Genomic DNA, 16,697 nt, shown 5'->3' on the forward strand with positions numbered 1-16,697 from the left:
ATAAATAATAGTATCTTTGCAAAATGCCCAAAACATTTGAAGAGTTTAACCTTAATCGACAGATTTTAAATGCTGTAGCTGATGCAGGGTTTACTGTTGCCACCCCAATACAAGAAAAATCAATAGCACCTGTCCTGTCAGGACAGGATATATTCGGCATTGCCGAGACTGGAACCGGAAAAACAGCAGCTTATGTTTTACCGATCCTGATGCAATTAAAATATGCTCAGGGTGATTCGCCAAGAGCCTTGATCCTTGCACCAACCAGAGAGTTGGCGATGCAGATCACTGAACATGTTAAAATTTTCTCTAAATATACAGACCTACGTACCGTTGTTGTTTTCGGTGGTATTGGTCCAAAAACACAAATCGAACAGATTAAAGCAGGTGTAGACATCATTGTCGCTACGCCGGGAAGATTTTTAGATATTTATCTGGCCGGACACATCAATACACAGTACCTTAAGTTTTTGGTCCTGGATGAAGCGGATAAAATGATGGATATGGGCTTCATTGGCTCTATTCACCGTATTTTAGAAGTGGTACCCCGCCGTCGTCAGAACTTGTTGTTCTCTGCAACCATGAGTGACCTGGTACAGAAAATTGCGGGAGACTTCCTGAAACACCCCACTATTATTGAAGTAGGCTTACAAGCTACTCCTGCAGCAACAGTGACGCAGAAGCTGTATGAAGTGCCCAATTTCAAAACAAAGATCAATTTATTACAACACCTGCTGAAAAATGATGAAGAGTTTAAAAGACTCATCATTTTCTGTAAAACCAAGACGGTTGCCGATAATATTTTTAGTTTTATCGTGCGCAGGTTCGGTGAAGATGCCGTAAGGGTAATTCATGCCAATAAAGGCCAGAACACGAGAATCAACTCTATCAATAGCTTTAAAGAAGGAAATATCAGGGTATTGGTGGCTACAGATGTGGCTTCCAGAGGGATTGACGTTTCTGAAGTGAGTCATGTGATCAACTTCGATGTACCGATCATTATTGAAGATTATGTACACCGTATCGGCCGTACGGGTAGGGCTTATGCCAAGGGGGATGCCTTGACTTTCGCTACGCCTGCAGAAAAATATTACATTGAGAAAATAGAGAAGTTGATCAGACAACAGATTCCTGTGCTACCTTTGCCGGAAGAAATTTTCGTAGAAGAAACTCCTTATGAAGAACGTCAGGCTATTGCCAGAGCAATTGACGACCAGAAACGTAAGGATGATCCTGAGTTCAAAGGAGCTTTCCATGAGAAGAAGCATGCCGCGGCAATTGCAGCTTCAGAAAGAGAGAAAATGAAAAATAAAACTCCTGCCTGGAAGTCTAAGAAATTCAAAAATAAAAAGTAAAACAAGGGAATTGAAAGTAAAACTGACACCACTTAACATCATTTCAGCAGTCTGTATTACGATTGCAGCTGTGCTGTTATTTGAAAAAAGACCGCCATCAAATGCACATACGATCAACCTACAGCCCATTCTGATTGGCTTTAGTTTGCTCATTGCAGTGATCGCCTTTATATCCGATCAGATTTTCAGGAAGTTTATTCCTGAGCTGAAAAAGATTTGGATTGTGGAATGTACAGTGATTCTTTTTACTGTTCTCTTATTTGTCATTATAAAAGTTAGCATAAATTAAATGAAACAAGCAGAAATCAAAATTACCGTTGAATTAGACGACAACAATGTCCCTGATAATATCCTTTGGGAATCTACAGATTCAGCTACAAAAGAGCAGGTACCTGTAAAATCAATGATGTTGGCACTTTGGGATCATAACTATAAAAACTCTATGCGCATCGATCTATGGACTAAAGACATGCCTGTAGATGAGATGAAAAGATTTTTTTATGAAACTTTGCAAACGATGGGAGATAGCTTCCTTAAAGCTACTGGAGAGAAATTGATCGTTGAAGATTTACGCGATTATTGCGCGCATTTTGCCGATAAAATGGGAATTAATACGCAGCAATAAAATCAGGATGAAAATTCAGGGAGTTATTGGTGCAGCAATTATGGCTGCTGGCGGATGCTGTCCGCTGATGCGCTTACCAATTATTGGAAACTGGAACTATTTTGATATAGACACCACATTAGCCATTACTTTTTATGTGGTGGTAGCGGTTGCTTTATTAGGTTCTTTAGCTAATAAAATAGGTTTAATCAAATTTGCAGGATGGGCAGCAATTGTATTAGTTGCAATTTCGCTGGTTGGTATTTATTTTAAAGTCAACGATTCTTTTGGCTTCCTTCATTTCAAAAAGCTGGTGAGTGTGGCTTCAGGAATGGTGAAACTAAAATGGGGTTGGTATGTGATTCTGGCTGGTGCTGCAATGTTGATCACCGTAAGGAGACCAAGGGTGGTATTGGTACAAAAGGGAACACCAGAACTGGCTAAAGAGGTTCTATAATAGAATAAAAGGGGTTTTGATCACCTCATAAAGCTTAAATAAAAAAAGAGCTGATCGGATCCGATCAGCTCTTTTTTTATTCTCATTTTAATTCAATCCGCCAAGCGCTTTTTGTTTTCTTTTACGCTTGTAATGGCTCTGTTTAAGGGTGCCGGTTCCGGTAATGATGCTGATGTTTCCATCCACTTCGAAAATAGCGAGTTTCACATCTTTGAATTTCTCCACACCGTGTTCCCGCATGGCTTCCCTCAATTCATCATCGGTGATGTCGAGTTTAGCCAGTTTCTCAAAATCCAGCTTGCCATTGTGGATCAGAATTTCAGGTTTTTCGGAAAGCAGGTTTCGGAACTTCTTACTCTTATACATTAGTTTTTTCAGTGCGAAGTTGAGGGCAAACAGAACAGCGGCTGCTACCAATCCACCTAGTAAGCTCGTATTGTTGCCCACCATCGCATTTTGAACGGCATTACTGATCAGTAAAATCAATACGACATCAGTGGTGTTGAGCTGGGAAAGCTCCTTTTTTCCCGTTAAGCGGATGGCAACCAGCATAAACGCATAAACGGCAAGACTTCTTAGAATAATATCCAGATATTGGTTCATAGGTTTTTGTTTAGAAATCGAGTGTCATTTGTCCTTTTTTACTGATGGCCCTTTCATGATCCAGCAGCCATTTTTTGCGCCATAATTCTCCTGCATAACCAACGAGTTTGCCATTGCTGCCAATCACCCGGTGACAAGGAACTACAATGGCCAGGTTATTTTTGCCGTTCGCTGCAGCAATTGCCCGAATCGCCAGCACGTTATTTTGCTGCCTGGAGAATTCCAGGTAGGAACAGGTATTCCCATACTCGATGGTCTGTAAAGCAGTCCATACACCTTGCTGAAAGCTCGTCCCTGTTTGTTTTAGCGGCAAATTGAAAACAGTTAATTTCCCTTCAAAATAATCATTTAGTTGTGCCGCTGCTAATTTGCTGACCTTGTTCTCTGAAAGGCCATGCGGATCGCTTTCCTTGAAAGTAATTTTGCTTACTGAATCTTCATTGGCAAATACATAAATTACGCCAATCGGACTCTGTAAAATACTGCAGTAGGTACTGGTCATAAGCATCTTTAAGTAATTTTTGCTATTCAAATGTATAAAATTTTAGCGCTTTAGTTTTTTTTGCTAGTATTGCCCTGATATATAAAATGGAAGCGCAAGAGTTTGTTGATATTGATGAGCTAGACTTCAACAGGAGTATGGCGAGGTGGGTGAAGAAGAACCCACATATTATGCGTGCAATGACTGGACATCATTTGTTGATCTTATTGAACAATGGTAACCTACGCATCAACCTGAATCATTTTAGTCCGGAATACCAGGATAAATTTATTGACCATAATTTCGAACACTATTGTCTTAAATTTATCGACCGTTTAGACGAACCCATTGCCGGCTACCTGAATACCTGGGGCATTCCTCAATGTGGACTGCATTTTATTTTTCTTCTGAAAGGAAGAAGTTTTCAAAAGCACATCACCTATCAGCTTTAAATGTTAAAGGAGCAGTTATACTAAATAATAATCCCGGTCATTAGCAAATCGGTGGTTTAACAATTATCTTTGCGACCGGATGAATTTAGCAGAACAGATCAAACATTTAATAAAAAAGGAATTACTGTTAGAATGGCGTTCCAAATACGCTTTAAATGGCGTGCTTTTGTACGTGGTCTCTACGGTTTTCGTTTGCTTTTTATCTTTTGTGAGTACAGATAAGGTCACTTTAAATGCTTTATTCTGGATCATCATGCTTTTCGCCTCAATCAATGCCGTCTCCAAAAGTTTTCTCCAGGAAAGCAGAGGCCGACAAGTTTACATTTACACCATTGCCAGTCCATTGGCCCTCATTATTTCCAAAACTATTTATAATGCCTTGTTAATGATGGTGCTGACCGTGATTGCCCTGGGCTTTTATATCCTGGTTTTTGATTTCGGTCCGGAGGATTTAGGCTTATATCTGGTGGCGGCTTTATTAGGCAGCCTAAGCTTTTCTACGATTTTCACGATGGTTTCTGCCATTGCTTCTAAAGCCGGAAATGGAGGAATGCTGATGGCAATTCTGAGTTTTCCAATCATCATTCCCGTATTGGTAGTACTGATTAAACTCACAAAAAACGCAATGGATGGCCTGGATCGCAGTGTGAGTCTGGACGAAATTGGTTTATTGCTCATCATCAATGCCTTGGTAATGTCGGTATCCGTCTTATTATTCCCATACCTCTGGAGAGATTAAATTTCGTAAGCCTCGCGTCATTTAGACTGCTTTGCTGAGAAATAACCACCTTTTTTAGGCGGTGTGATCACAAAGTTATAACGGAGTAGAGAAATTTCTCGCTACATTTGCCGATTAATAGCGTATAAAAGATCAAATTTTAATGTCGATGTATAAAAACTGGTGGAAAGTATTAGGCGCAATATTGGTGATTTATTCAACCGTTGCAGGTTTTCTTATGAAAACTCCTGAATTACCAATTATTCGGGAAAGTATCAGAAACCTTTATTTTCATGTGCCAATGTGGTTTAGCATGATCGTATTGTTTAGTATCTCCGTTTTTTACAGCATCAAATCTTTGAGAAGTAACGACCCTGCGGACGATATTAAAGCTGTTGAAAGTGTGAATGCAGGGGTAGTATTCGGTCTTTTAGGGATTGTAACCGGTGCCATCTGGGCTAAATTTACCTGGGGACAAGCCTGGAGTTTTGACGTGAAACAAAACTTTGCCGCAATTGCCATCTTACTTTATTTCGCCTATCTCGTGCTGCGCAATGCGATTGATGAAGAACAAAAGAGAGCAAAGATTTCCGCGATTTATAATATTTTTGCCTTCCCGATTATGGTGGTGTTACTATTTGTATTGCCGCGTTTATCAGATTCCCTGCATCCAGGGAATGGGGGGAATCCGGGGTTTAACGCTTACGACCTGGATAGCCGCATGAGAATGGTGTTTTACCCAGCTTGTTTAGGCTGGATCCTGATCGGCTGCTGGATTTACAACCTCCTTTACAGACTTCGCGACTTAGAAAGAAATAAATTATCAAAATAAATTCAGGGTTATTCGATAGCCTTATAATCCTCAAATGATAGACTCATGAAAAAATTTACAGCAACCTTTTTAATGTTCTTATTGACGCTGCAATTGTTCGCACAAGGATCCGGTTCTACCATTACCGACAGCCTTTATGCTTCTGATAAAATATATGTAGTGGTGGCCTGTGTCCTGTTAATTCTCCTTGGCTTGCTTTTCTTTCTGTTTACAATAGAAAAAAGATTAAAAAAGTTAGAAAAAAAATAATTGGCCAAAAGCCAATTTTAAATCGTTTGAGCCCTGTTTTGGCGCTTGTTTTGATGTAGTGTTTGCCTTACACTAAGTGAATTGCCATTTGCATAAGTGGTTTTTTTTACTGCAATTTTGCAGGTAATTAGTATAAGAACTTATATTCAATTCATAAAAAACAAAGAATGGCTAATACAGCAAACGAGACAAATTTTTTTGCAGACGTATGCAAAAATTTTGACAGTGCCGCGCAATTTACTTCTCATCCAGAAGGTCTGCTCACCCAAATCAAAGCTTGTAACAGTGTGTATCGTTTTCAATTCCCTATCCGTAGAGGAAATGGTTTTGAAGTGATCGATGCATGGCGCGTTGAACATTCTCATCACATGAGTCCTACCAAAGGTGGTATTCGTTACAGTGAAATGGTAAACGAGGATGAAGTGATGGCCTTAGCTGCATTAATGACGTACAAATGTGCGATTGTAAATGTTCCTTTCGGTGGTGCTAAAGGTGGGATCAAAATCACCCCTAAAAATTACACCGTAGGAGAGCTGGAAAATATCACCCGTCGTTATACGACAGAATTAATCAAAAAGAACTTTATCGGTCCTGGTATTGACGTTCCTGCTCCGGATTACGGATCAGGTGAGCGTGAAATGAGTTGGATTGCAGATACTTATATGACCATGAACCCAGGTCAGCTAGATGCTTTGGGCTGCGTTACCGGAAAGCCAATCGCTTTACACGGGATCCGCGGACGTAAAGAAGCAACCGGCCGTGGGGTAGCTTATGCCATCAGAGAATGTGTAACTGTAGCAGAAGATATGGCTAAAATTGGCTTTAAAGCTGGTTTAGGCGATAAACGAGTGATCGTTCAAGGCTTAGGAAACGTAGGTTACCACTCGGCTAAGTTTTTAGCGGAATTTGGAGCAACTATCGTTGGCCTTTGCGAATTTGAAGGAGCCATCTACAATGAAAACGGATTGAACATTGATGAAGTGTTTGCTCACCGTAAATTAACCGGATCTATCTTAGGTTTCCCAGGCGCCAAAGAGTTTAAAAACTCAATGGAAGGTTTAGAACAGCCATGTGATATCCTGGTTCCTGCTGCATTGGAAAATGTGATCACTTCAGACAATATCAGAAACATCCAGGCGAAAATTATCGCAGAAGGTGCAAATGGTCCTTGTACTCCTGAAGCAGAAGCCATCTTCACTGAAATGGGTGGTATCATCATTCCTGATATGTACTGTAATGCTGGTGGGGTAACCGTATCCTATTTCGAATGGTTGAAAAACCTTTCTCACGTAGCGTTTGGCCGTATGGAAAACCGTTATGCAGAAAACTCAAACAGAAATCTGATCAATACTTTAGAAAGTTTAACCGGTAAAAGCATTCCTGCTGAACACCGCTTAATGATCGTTAAAGGTGCTTCAGAATTGGAATTGGTGAACTCTGGTTTAGAGGATACGATGATCCATTCTTACCATGAAATCAGAGAAACTTTAATGAGCAAACCAGGTATCCAGACTTTAAGAACGGCTGCTTTTGTTGGCTCAATTGATAAAATTGCCATTTCATATATGAATCTTGGTATTTGGCCATAGGACAACGTCGGTTCTACGCTTAGTTAGAAGAAGAGGCTGGGATTTTATCCCACCTCTTTTTTTTTGTCATTTTTCTGTAGCACTTTATAAATTGCAACATCTTTCTTTAGCCGATTCCCGTATCTTATAGGAATGGAGGGCTAAATAAATGAAGATTTGGAGTTTTGCTGCTTTCATGGTTTTGGGCTTATGGGCAGGCTGCTCGGAGGATAAAAACCTGCAGCACCTGGAAAGTAAAAATGGTTTTGCAGTGATCAGTCCGCCGGCAGCGAATGAAAAACTAGCGACTTTTGCAGGAGGTTGTTTTTGGGCCACTCAGGAGGCCATGCTGGAGTTAAAAGGGGTTCATAAAGTGATCAGCGGTTATGCCGGGGGCAATATCGAAAACCCAAACTATCAACAGGTGCAAACTCAAAATACCGGTTACGCAGAGGCGGTACAAGTCTATTACGATCCTTCCATCATTTCTTTTGAAGCCCTTTGCAGGGCTTTCTTCTATGCTCATGATCCAACTCAAGTAGATGGGCAAGGGGCAGATATTGGTACCGAATACCGGTCGATTGCCTTTTTCCGATCGCCGGAAGAATACCACACCATCTCCCGCCTCATTCATCAGCTGGAAAGTCATGAGCTTAAAGGGCAGACGATCGCTACAGAAATCCTTCCTTTCAAGGTGATTTATCCCGCAGAAACGGAACATCAGGATTACTATCCTCAGAATCTCTGGGATCCCTACATCAAAAAGGTTTCGATGCCAAAGGTGATGAAACTGAGGGCGAAAATGCCGGAATTCATCAAACCACAGTATCTGAATTAGCCCGAAAATTTTCTTTTTTGATCATTGTTCCTTGAATTGCGTTGTTTTTGTCAGAGAACTATCAATAAATCGTCATCAAAGTGAATTGCAGAGCTCTAAAAGATTTTAGGTAACTATATTTTTTATCTTTGTCTTATTCTAAAATTTTATTAGCATCATGAGAAAAAGTGCAATTATTGGTTTAATCACAATAGCGATCTGTGTAGGGTTCTTAATTAGTTTAAATGCCGGTACCAGTAACTATTCTACCTTTACTGAAGCTGCCAAAGATTCCAGAGAATTTCACGTCATGGGATTCTGGGAAAAAGAAAAAGGCATGTACTATGATGCTCAGAAAGATGCCAATCATTTCGCTTTCTTTATGAAAGATGAAAAAGGTCAAGTGAATAAAGTAGTTTACAATGGCAGCAAGCCACAAGACTTTGAACGTTCAGAAAAATTAGTTTTAATAGGTAAAATGAAAGATGGTACCTTTTATGCTTCAAAAATATTAATGAAATGTCCTTCTAAATACAACAATGATCTGGTGGAGATAAAAGAGGACGGTCAGGTAATAAAATACAACTAATCTTAATGGATATACAATTTTTTGGAGAAAACCTCCTGCCCGGTAAAATCGGCCAATTCTTTATTGTTTTAGCATTTGCTGCTTCACTACTTTCTACGATAGCTTACTTTTTTGCGGCTAAGAATAAAGACCTTGGAGATCAATCATGGACACGCATAGGTCGGGTTTCATTTCTAATTAACTGGGTAAGTATCCTGGGAATTGGAGTTACTTTATTTTATCTGATTTTAAATCATAACAACGAATATTACTACGTTTATTCGCACTCATCCAAAGAACTTCCGGTTTATTACATCGTTTCTGCCTTCTGGGAAGGACAGGAGGGAAGTTTCTGGCTATGGGCCTTCTGGCAATCTCTGCTGGGCGGTATCCTGATGTGGAGAGCGAAATCATGGGAAAATGGCGTGATGACCATCGTTGCCTTTTCACAGGTTTTCTTAACTTCTATGCTATTGGGCGTACAGATTTTCGGAGAGCGGATCGGTAGTTCCCCATTTATCCTGTTAAGGGAAGCGGTGAACCTGAAAGATATGGCACCGGTTGTATTTGCCGATCCTGAGAACTTTAAAAACTATTTGAAATTTATTACTGACGGCAGAGGATTAAACCCATTATTGCAGAACTATTGGATGGTAATTCACCCACCAACACTGTTCCTGGGTTTTGCCAGTATGATTGTTCCTTTCGCTTATGCGGTAACCGGTTTATGGCAGAAGAAATATAAAGAATGGGTTAAACCAGCGATGCCATGGGCATTGTTTGCGGTAATGATCCTGGGAACAGGGATTATCATGGGCTCCTTCTGGGCTTATGAAGCACTGAACTTCGGTGGCTTCTGGGCATGGGATCCGGTAGAAAATGCATCCATCATTCCATGGTTAACCCTGATTGCAGGAGTACACGTGATGATCGCTTTTAAAAATACAGGTCACTCATTCTTTACGGCAATTATTTTAATCATCATCAGTTTTGTACTGGTACTTTACGCTTCTTTCTTAACCAGAAGTGGTATCCTTGGCGAAACTTCCGTACACTCTTTTACAGATCTTGGGATGTTTGGTCACCTGATCTTATACAATGTGGTTTTCCTAACCATTCCAGTGGTTTTATTGATCATCAGATGGAAAGAATTGCCAATTACCAATAAAGATGAAGAAACTTATTCCAGGGAATTCTGGATGTTTATCGGCGCTTTAGTGATTACCGTAGCCTGTATTCAGGTGATCTTCTCGACTTCCGTACCGGTATTCAATGCAGCTTTCGGAACTAAATTCGCCCCTCCGATAGATGCAATTAAATATTACAACCAATGGCAGGCTCCTTTCGCCATCCTGGTTACCGTGATCTCCGGTTTCTCACAGTTCATGAAATACAAGAGAACTGACATCCGTAAATTCTATAGCAGCTTAATTGCTTCCATCGTTTTTGCCATTGTCATCACTGCTGGTTTTGTTTACCTGACCAATATCTACACCAACTTAATGTACATCCTGCTTACTTTTAGCTGTGTATTTGCCATTCTTGCGAATGCAAGGGTACTGGCGCAAGGGCTGGGTGGAAAACGTAAATTGGTAGGTGCTGCTGTGGCACACATGGGTTTTGCTTTATTGCTGATTGGCGCTTTAGTAGCTGCTGCCACCAATAAGCCGATCTCTATCAACACCACAAACTTCATCCCGGTGAAGGATTTTGAGAAAGCAGAAAAACCTGGTGAAAACATTGTATTGTACAAAAATGAGCCTAAGAAAATGGGCAGGTACACGGTCACTTATACCAGAGATACCACCATTGCACCAAATACCATTTACACACTGAACTTTAAGGTGTATGATGAGAAAACCGGTAAGCTGAAAGAAGATTTTGAATTGAATCCACATGTTCAGGCGAATGAGAAAATGGGATTGATTGCTTCTCCAGATACCAAACATTACTTTACTTATGATGTGTATACCCACATCACCAGTGCTCCGGATAAAAAGGCAATGCATGAGGATCATGAAGGACACAGTCCGGAGGAAAATTATAAAGCGCCTAGAATTGTGAACGTGAAAGCAGGTGATACTTTACACACCAGCAGTGGCATCATTACCATTAAATCACTGAACAATAAACCAGAAGCGAAAAGCTTAGTATTGGCAGAAAACGACCTTGCAGTAGGTTTACCGCTGGAAGTAGAAGTGAATGGTAAAGTGTATAAAACGGAGCCGATCTTCCTGGTAAAAGGAAACAATACCTTTGATTTTGCCCGTAATATTGATGAGCTTGGATTAAGATTCAGGTTTACTAAGGTGCTTCCTGATCAAGGAAAAGTAGAGTTGCAGGTTTTCGAAAAACCTCAGCAAGCTAAGGATTGGGTGGTGTTTAAATCTATTGAATTCCCTTATATCAATTTATATTGGGCGGGTACAATAGTCATGGTGATCGGATTTTTACTGTCGATCATAAGGAGACAAAAAGAAGCTAAAGTAGTTTAATTATATACAGCCTGAGCTTTCCTGATGATTTGATTCGTTTGGCAAGCTCAGGCTTTTGTTAAAGCTTAAAAATGAAAGTAGTTTGTATCGGTTCTGGTCATGTGGCCACACATTTTTCTACTGCAATTGCTGCAGCAGGAATGGAATTGGTACAGGTATGGAGTAAAAGTCAAGAACATGCGGAGGTATTAGCAGATCTACTGGGCGCTCGGGCTATTTCCGATAAAGCGAACATTGACCTTCATGCAGATTTATATCTGATCGCGGTAAAAGACGATGCGATTCCAGAAATGGCAGCTCTATTGGCCGGTGTAAACGGTTTGGTCCTCCACACTTCCGGTGCAACAGACCTGGATGTATTCCCTGCTGCGATGAAAAATTACGGGGTGCTGTATCCTTTACAAACCTTTTCAAGGACTAAAGCGCTCGACTTTTCAAAGGTGCCGCTTTGTCTGGAGGCAAAAAATGAAACCATACTGACTACTTTAAAAAATATTGCTTTGCAGTTGAGCCCACTGGTTTATGAAGTGAATTCGCAGCAAAGAAGAATCCTGCATCTGGCGGCGGTTTTTGCCTGTAATTTCAGTAACCACCTGTATGCAATAGGACAGGAGATTCTGGAAAAGAACCAGCTGGATTTTGAGATTTTAAGGCCTTTGATTTTGGAAACCGCTGAAAAAGTGCAGCATGCTTTTCCCCGCGATGTACAAACCGGACCGGCCATCCGACACGATGAACAAACATTATTGAAGCATAAAGAATTGTTAAACGGGATGCCTGAACTTCAGGTTATCTATGAAACTTTAAGTAAAAGCATTAAAAAAACAGTTTAATCATGTAATTGCCGTTTTTGGTGCTTATTTTTGAGACATAAATTATGAGTATTTTTAAATTAAAGATAAATTTTGAAGAGAAAGGCAAAGAACCAATTGAACTTCCAATCGCTGGAGGAGAATCGGTTCTTGATGTATGCCATGATCACGGAATAGAATTACAACACAACTGCGGTGGTGTTTGTGGATGTAGTACTTGTCATGTTTACGTGACTAAGGGTATGGATAATATTCAGGAAATTTCCGATAAGGAAGAAGACTTTATTGACCGTGCTGTTCGTCCTAGAATTACCTCTAGATTAGGCTGCCAATGTGTAGTCATCAGCGGAGATATTGAAGTGACGATCCCGGATCAATCCGAATTTTTAGGCCATTAATTAACAAACAAACAGCATTATGCAAGATAAATTTGCTTTACCAATTTATTGGAACGATCACGAAGACATCGCTCAGGAATTATATGAGAAATTTGGTGACGATTTCAATGAAGCCAAAATATACCGTATCAGGTTTACTGAATTATTAGAATGGGTACTTTCTCTGCCTAACTTTAAAGGAACCAAAGAAGAAAGTTCTGAAGGTCATCTGGAGCAAATCCAGTCGGCCTGGGTTTATGAATGGAGAGATAACCAAAATTAAACCGAATGTTTCTGCAAAAACTTAAAGAGATTACCACCTTCATCTTCGATGTGGATGGTGTATTGACAAACGGAGATATTCTGGCCTCAGATTCGGGGGAGTTTTTGCGGACATTTAATATTAAAGATGGTTATGCCCTGCAGCTTGCTGTAAAAAAGGGCTACCATGTTTGTATCATTTCTGGAGGTAAAGGACTGGCCATGCAGAAACGCTTTGAAGGATTAGGCATCACTGCTATTTTTCTGGGTGTATCAGATAAGGTGCAAGTACTTCATAATTACCTGGAGAAACGTCAGCTCAGATTGGATGAGGTGACTTATATGGGAGATGACATCCCAGATTTAAAGGTCATGAAACTGGTAGGTCTCCCTACTTGCCCGGCAGATGCCGTTTCTGAAATTAAAGCCATTTCTCAATACATTTCTCCCTATACCGGTGGTAAAACCGCAGTGAGGGACTTGATTGAAAAAGTAATGCGCGTACAGGGGAAATGGTTTGATGAAAACCCTGCAGCCGCTGATTCCAGCAAATAAGCCTGCCCTTATTTTTATTTCTAAAATTTCTGTTTTTTAATGCTTATTATGTAATAAATATGTTACATTAGAAGCGTTAAACCATGGATGGCTTTCTTCCTCTAATCTTACAAAAAACAAGGTGTTTTATACGGAACGAAATTCCTCGGATCTGCATGTAGGACTCCTGATTTTATAAAATTAAATAGAACCTCATGAAGAAATTATTAATGATCTGCGGACTGTTATTCAGTGTAATCACATTCGCACAGGCGCAAGATGGTGGTGGTCGTCAGAAAATGACACCAGAACAAAGAGCACAAAGAAGTGCGGAAGGTTTGGCTAAAAAACTAAGCCTGAATGATGACCAAAAAACTAAAGCTACGGCGATCTTTATGGATCAGGCCAATGTGATGGAAAAAGCCCGTGCCGCTGGTAACACTGATAAAGAAGCGAGAAGAGCAGAAATGATGAAATTAGCAGATGATACAGATGCAAAGATCGGTGCTATTTTAACCGCTGATCAGAAAAAAACTTACGAAACCTGGAAAGCAGAACGTAAAGAACGAATGAAAGGTAATAGGATGGGTCAGGGACCCAAAGTGGGGGGGGAGCAATAATTATATTTTATTGCAAATAATAAAGGCGGCCATTGGCCGCTTTTATTATTTTTGCACAAATATTTTTTATGTATCAGCAAAAACTTCCTATTATTCTGGCTTCTAAATCTCCACGCAGACAAGAGCTAATGACTGCAATGAACCTTGATTTTAAGGTGGTATTGAAAGAGGTGGATGAAACCTATCCGGAAGAGCTGCTTCCAGCAGAAATTGCGGTTTACATCGCAGAGAAAAAAGCAACAGCATTTGATGAAGACAGCAAAGGCAGTGTGATCATTACTGCAGATACCATTGTAGCCTATAATGGCGAAATTCTTGGTAAACCGGAAGATGCACATCATGCGACAGAAATGCTGACCAAACTATCGGGCACCAACCACCAGGTATATACCGGTGTCAGCTTAACCTTTAACGGCGAAATGCGTTCGTTTTATGATACTACAGAAGTATTTTTCAATGAACTGACGCCAGCACAAATCCAATATTATATTAAAAATTACCAGCCTATGGATAAGGCCGGATCCTATGGCATTCAAGACTGGATCGGTTTGATCGCGGTTGCGAAAATCATCGGTTCTTATACCAATGTGATGGGCTTGCCTACAGAACGACTTTACAAAGCTTTAGCAGAAAGCAATTGGTCTGTCTGATCTTTTAAACTTGCCAAAACGCCCATCTTCAGATCGTAGGTAGATAAACTCATTTGTTGAAGGTTGCCCAGTTCCAGGATATAGTCTGTGAGCAGGGCCGCCATCACAATCATATCTACCCTTAATTTGATCAATCCAGGCATGTGGTCTCTCTCCTCATGACTCGAAGCGATAAACTTCGCTGATAACTTCTGATAATCAGAAAGAGGAATTGGATAAGATTTGATCGCTTTTAAATCCAACTCCGGATAAAGCATCCCGGTAAAGGTTTCAAAGGCGCCCGCAGAGCCAATCAAATGATTTGGCTGGTACAAGCTCAAGTTTTCTTTTAAATCGGCTAATTCCTCGTCTAAATGCGCTTTGATGGCTTGTTTATCGCTGGTGTTGATGGGGTCAGAATGAAAATAAGCCTGCATCAATCGCGCAGCCCCGATGTTGTAACTTTTCTTCCAGTAAACCTGTTTAGGATCACAAATGATAAATTCGGTGCTGCCGCCGCCAATATCCATAATTAGGCAGCGCTCCTGAATCAATCCAGTCACTTTTACGCCCTGAAAAATGTATGCCGCTTCTTCTTCACCACTGATCACAGTAATTTCAATTCCTGCATAGCTTTTGGCCGCCTTTACGAAATCAGCGCCATTAGCAGCACTCCTGATGGCAGAGGTAGCCGTTGCTTTAACCAGTTTTACCTCATGTTCCGCAATCAGCTGACTAAATTGTTCCAGTGCCAGGAGGCCTCTTTCAAAAGCCTCCTGGATGATCATATTGTCATTGATTTTTCCTTCTCCCAATCTCACTGGCAGATTGGTTTTATAGATGATTTTAGGCTCAGGGCCTTCCAGATCAGCGATGATCAGGTGAAATGTATTCGTGCCTAAGTCTATAACTGCAACCTTCATCTTGTTAATTTTTATAAGTAAACCACTTGATCATTTCTTTCAGACTGGTTTTCTTGCCATACATTAAAATTCCTACTCTGTAGATTTTAGAAGCGAGCCAAACGGTGCCTATAAATCCAACGATTAGAATCAGCATAGACAGTGCCAATTGCCAATCCGGTACACCATAAGGCAAACGAACTACCATGGCAATAGGAGAGGTAAAAGGGATGATGGATAGCCAGAAAGCGATCGGCCCATACGGATCGTTGGCCACCACGCTTAAAGAAAGGGCATAACCAACAAATAATGGCATCATCATCGGCATCATAAATTGCTGCGTCTCTGTTTCAGAATCTACAGCAGATCCGATAGCGGCATACAATGCACTATAGAACAAATATCCACCAATAAAGAAAAATATAAATACAAGAATAATTTTGGTCAGGTCTAAACCAGCCAGACTTTTTTGCATCGATAATACTGGACTATCTACCGTATCCACAGCTGCAGAACTGACTGCTGTGCCATCTGCTGCTTTCATAGACATCGTGCTGCTTTGCTTCAATTGGTCTTTTCCAACTAGAGTGGTCACTGCAAGGGTCGAAATGGAAGCAGTCAATACAATCCATAAAATAAATTGGGTGAGACCAACCAAGGCAATGCCGATGATTTTTCCCATCATCAATTGAAAAGGTTTCACTGATGAAATCATGATCTCTATGATCCTGCTGGTCTTTTCTTCAATCACACCCCGCATCACCTGGATGCCATATAGCATGATAAACATGAACATCAGAATACCGGCAACGGTGCCGATAATGGTGCTGGCACCTGCACTGGAATCTTGTTCTTTTCCAGTCTCGCTAATCTTTTTGGTATCAATATTAACCGTAGTTTTCAAACCATCCAACGCGGTTTGAGAGATTCCGGATGCTTTTAACTTTTGGTTTCGGAGGATGTTTTCTACATCTCTGGAAATCCTGCCATTGAGTGATAAACCGGCTTGTTTGGTGCCCAGCAGCTGAATCCCCTGTGGTTTATTGAGCTCAAAAGCGGGGATGTATAAGATGTAATCGTAATCTGTCTTTTTAAAGGATGCTTTTAGTGCATTTAAAGACTGGTCTACATAGTGGTAACTGATATTTTTATTGGAAGTCAGTTTTTCAGTAAGCGCAGTATTTTCTGAAACTACTGCTACTTTACTATGTGTCCCTTTTACGCCTTCAATTGAAAAGTAAATGATCAGTCCATAAAAGGCGGCGATGAGGATCGGGGTCAATAAAGTCATGATAATGAACGACTTTTTCTTCACCCTTGATAAGTATTCTCTTTGTATAATGAGTAAGATTTTGTTCATGGC

The 16,697-nt window shown here is 40.5% G+C and carries 22 protein-coding genes; 18 read left to right on the forward strand and 4 right to left on the reverse strand.

Going from position 1 to position 16,697, the window contains the following annotated elements; all coding sequences use genetic code 11:
- The first annotated feature begins 23 nt into the window (after positions 1 to 23).
- Genes K7X70_RS05420 through K7X70_RS05435 form a run of 4 tightly spaced genes read left to right on the forward strand, consistent with a single transcriptional unit; the run spans position 24 to position 2,416 of the window.
- The gene (locus K7X70_RS05420; RefSeq protein WP_222536101.1) at positions 24 to 1,355 is read left to right on the forward strand and encodes a DEAD/DEAH box helicase; all 1,332 of its coding nucleotides are present in this window, start codon (positions 24 to 26) and stop codon (positions 1,353 to 1,355) included.
- 10 nt (positions 1,356 to 1,365) lie between these two features.
- Positions 1,366 to 1,644 carry a hypothetical protein gene (locus K7X70_RS05425; protein WP_255606925.1) on the forward strand — a complete coding sequence of 93 codons (279 nt, stop codon included), beginning with the start codon at positions 1,366 to 1,368 and terminating at the stop codon, positions 1,642 to 1,644.
- Entirely contained in the window at positions 1,645 to 1,980 is a 336-nt protein-coding gene (gene gldC, locus K7X70_RS05430) for a gliding motility protein GldC (protein ID WP_062547194.1), read from the forward strand.
- A 7-nt stretch (positions 1,981 to 1,987) separates the two neighbouring features.
- Positions 1,988 to 2,416: a hypothetical protein gene (locus K7X70_RS05435; protein ID WP_222536102.1), complete on the forward strand. Its 429-nt coding sequence runs from the start codon at positions 1,988 to 1,990 to the stop codon at positions 2,414 to 2,416.
- A gap of 87 nt (positions 2,417 to 2,503) precedes the next feature.
- Here the strand turns inward: K7X70_RS05435 and K7X70_RS05440 are convergent, their stop codons facing one another.
- Positions 2,504 to 3,019 carry a DUF421 domain-containing protein gene (locus K7X70_RS05440; RefSeq protein WP_222536103.1) on the reverse strand — a complete coding sequence of 172 codons (516 nt, stop codon included), beginning with the start codon at positions 3,017 to 3,019 and terminating at the stop codon, positions 2,504 to 2,506.
- A gap of 10 nt (positions 3,020 to 3,029) precedes the next feature.
- Positions 3,030 to 3,521 carry a methylated-DNA--[protein]-cysteine S-methyltransferase gene (locus K7X70_RS05445; RefSeq protein WP_222536104.1) on the reverse strand — a complete coding sequence of 164 codons (492 nt, stop codon included), beginning with the start codon at positions 3,519 to 3,521 and terminating at the stop codon, positions 3,030 to 3,032.
- An 86-nt stretch (positions 3,522 to 3,607) separates the two neighbouring features.
- Between K7X70_RS05445 and K7X70_RS05450 the strand changes: the two genes are divergently transcribed.
- From K7X70_RS05450 to K7X70_RS05515, 14 genes are all read left to right on the forward strand, one after another.
- Complete coding sequence (locus K7X70_RS05450) at positions 3,608 to 3,952, forward strand: hypothetical protein (protein ID WP_222536105.1); 345 nt, start codon at positions 3,608 to 3,610, stop codon at positions 3,950 to 3,952.
- A gap of 79 nt (positions 3,953 to 4,031) precedes the next feature.
- The gene (locus K7X70_RS05455; RefSeq protein ID WP_062547199.1) at positions 4,032 to 4,691 is read left to right on the forward strand and encodes a heme exporter protein CcmB; all 660 of its coding nucleotides are present in this window, start codon (positions 4,032 to 4,034) and stop codon (positions 4,689 to 4,691) included.
- Positions 4,692 to 4,839: 148 nt separating this feature from the next.
- Positions 4,840 to 5,502, forward strand: coding sequence for a cytochrome c biogenesis protein CcsA (gene ccsA / locus K7X70_RS05460; RefSeq protein ID WP_222536514.1), 663 nt, complete (start codon positions 4,840 to 4,842; stop codon positions 5,500 to 5,502).
- 45 nt (positions 5,503 to 5,547) lie between these two features.
- On the forward strand, positions 5,548 to 5,751 hold the full coding sequence (locus tag K7X70_RS05465) for a CcmD family protein (RefSeq protein ID WP_062547201.1): 204 nt from the start codon (positions 5,548 to 5,550) through the stop codon (positions 5,749 to 5,751).
- Positions 5,752 to 5,918: 167 nt separating this feature from the next.
- Complete coding sequence (locus tag K7X70_RS05470) at positions 5,919 to 7,340, forward strand: Glu/Leu/Phe/Val family dehydrogenase (RefSeq protein WP_062547202.1); 1,422 nt, start codon at positions 5,919 to 5,921, stop codon at positions 7,338 to 7,340.
- A gap of 148 nt (positions 7,341 to 7,488) precedes the next feature.
- Positions 7,489 to 8,157, forward strand: coding sequence for a peptide-methionine (S)-S-oxide reductase MsrA (gene msrA / locus K7X70_RS05475; protein ID WP_222536106.1), 669 nt, complete (start codon positions 7,489 to 7,491; stop codon positions 8,155 to 8,157).
- 157 nt (positions 8,158 to 8,314) lie between these two features.
- Positions 8,315 to 8,725, forward strand: coding sequence for a cytochrome c maturation protein CcmE domain-containing protein (locus K7X70_RS05480; RefSeq protein WP_222536107.1), 411 nt, complete (start codon positions 8,315 to 8,317; stop codon positions 8,723 to 8,725).
- A 5-nt stretch (positions 8,726 to 8,730) separates the two neighbouring features.
- A complete protein-coding gene (locus tag K7X70_RS05485; RefSeq protein ID WP_222536108.1) occupies positions 8,731 to 11,199 on the forward strand; it encodes a heme lyase CcmF/NrfE family subunit in 2,469 nt (822 codons plus the stop codon).
- 71 nt (positions 11,200 to 11,270) lie between these two features.
- Positions 11,271 to 12,032: a Rossmann-like and DUF2520 domain-containing protein gene (locus tag K7X70_RS05490; RefSeq protein WP_222536109.1), complete on the forward strand. Its 762-nt coding sequence runs from the start codon at positions 11,271 to 11,273 to the stop codon at positions 12,030 to 12,032.
- 44 nt (positions 12,033 to 12,076) lie between these two features.
- Positions 12,077 to 12,409 (forward strand): 2Fe-2S iron-sulfur cluster-binding protein, encoded by a 333-nt coding sequence (locus K7X70_RS05495; RefSeq protein WP_062547207.1) that lies wholly within the window; start codon positions 12,077 to 12,079, stop codon positions 12,407 to 12,409.
- 19 nt (positions 12,410 to 12,428) lie between these two features.
- Entirely contained in the window at positions 12,429 to 12,671 is a 243-nt protein-coding gene (iscX, locus tag K7X70_RS05500; RefSeq protein WP_062547208.1) for a Fe-S cluster assembly protein IscX, read from the forward strand.
- 5 nt (positions 12,672 to 12,676) lie between these two features.
- Positions 12,677 to 13,204, forward strand: a complete 528-nt coding sequence (locus K7X70_RS05505; RefSeq protein WP_222536110.1) for a KdsC family phosphatase — start codon at positions 12,677 to 12,679, stop codon at positions 13,202 to 13,204.
- A 194-nt stretch (positions 13,205 to 13,398) separates the two neighbouring features.
- Positions 13,399 to 13,803 (forward strand): DUF4890 domain-containing protein, encoded by a 405-nt coding sequence (locus K7X70_RS05510; protein WP_222536111.1) that lies wholly within the window; start codon positions 13,399 to 13,401, stop codon positions 13,801 to 13,803.
- 68 nt (positions 13,804 to 13,871) lie between these two features.
- Positions 13,872 to 14,453: a Maf family nucleotide pyrophosphatase gene (locus tag K7X70_RS05515; protein ID WP_222536112.1), complete on the forward strand. Its 582-nt coding sequence runs from the start codon at positions 13,872 to 13,874 to the stop codon at positions 14,451 to 14,453.
- Here the strand turns inward: K7X70_RS05515 and K7X70_RS05520 are convergent.
- Both K7X70_RS05520 and K7X70_RS05525 read right to left on the reverse strand, forming a co-directional pair.
- Positions 14,417 to 15,355, reverse strand: a complete 939-nt coding sequence (locus K7X70_RS05520) for a Ppx/GppA phosphatase family protein (protein WP_222536113.1) — start codon at positions 15,353 to 15,355, stop codon at positions 14,417 to 14,419. The genes K7X70_RS05515 and K7X70_RS05520 overlap by 37 nt on opposite strands.
- A gap of 4 nt (positions 15,356 to 15,359) precedes the next feature.
- Positions 15,360 to 16,694, reverse strand: a complete 1,335-nt coding sequence (locus K7X70_RS05525) for an ABC transporter permease (protein ID WP_222536114.1) — start codon at positions 16,692 to 16,694, stop codon at positions 15,360 to 15,362.
- Positions 16,695 to 16,697 lie beyond the last annotated feature (3 nt).

It is taken from the genome of Pedobacter polysacchareus (assembly GCF_019802255.1).
In the GTDB taxonomy this organism is placed as follows: Bacteria; Bacteroidota; Bacteroidia; order Sphingobacteriales; family Sphingobacteriaceae; genus Pedobacter; species Pedobacter polysacchareus.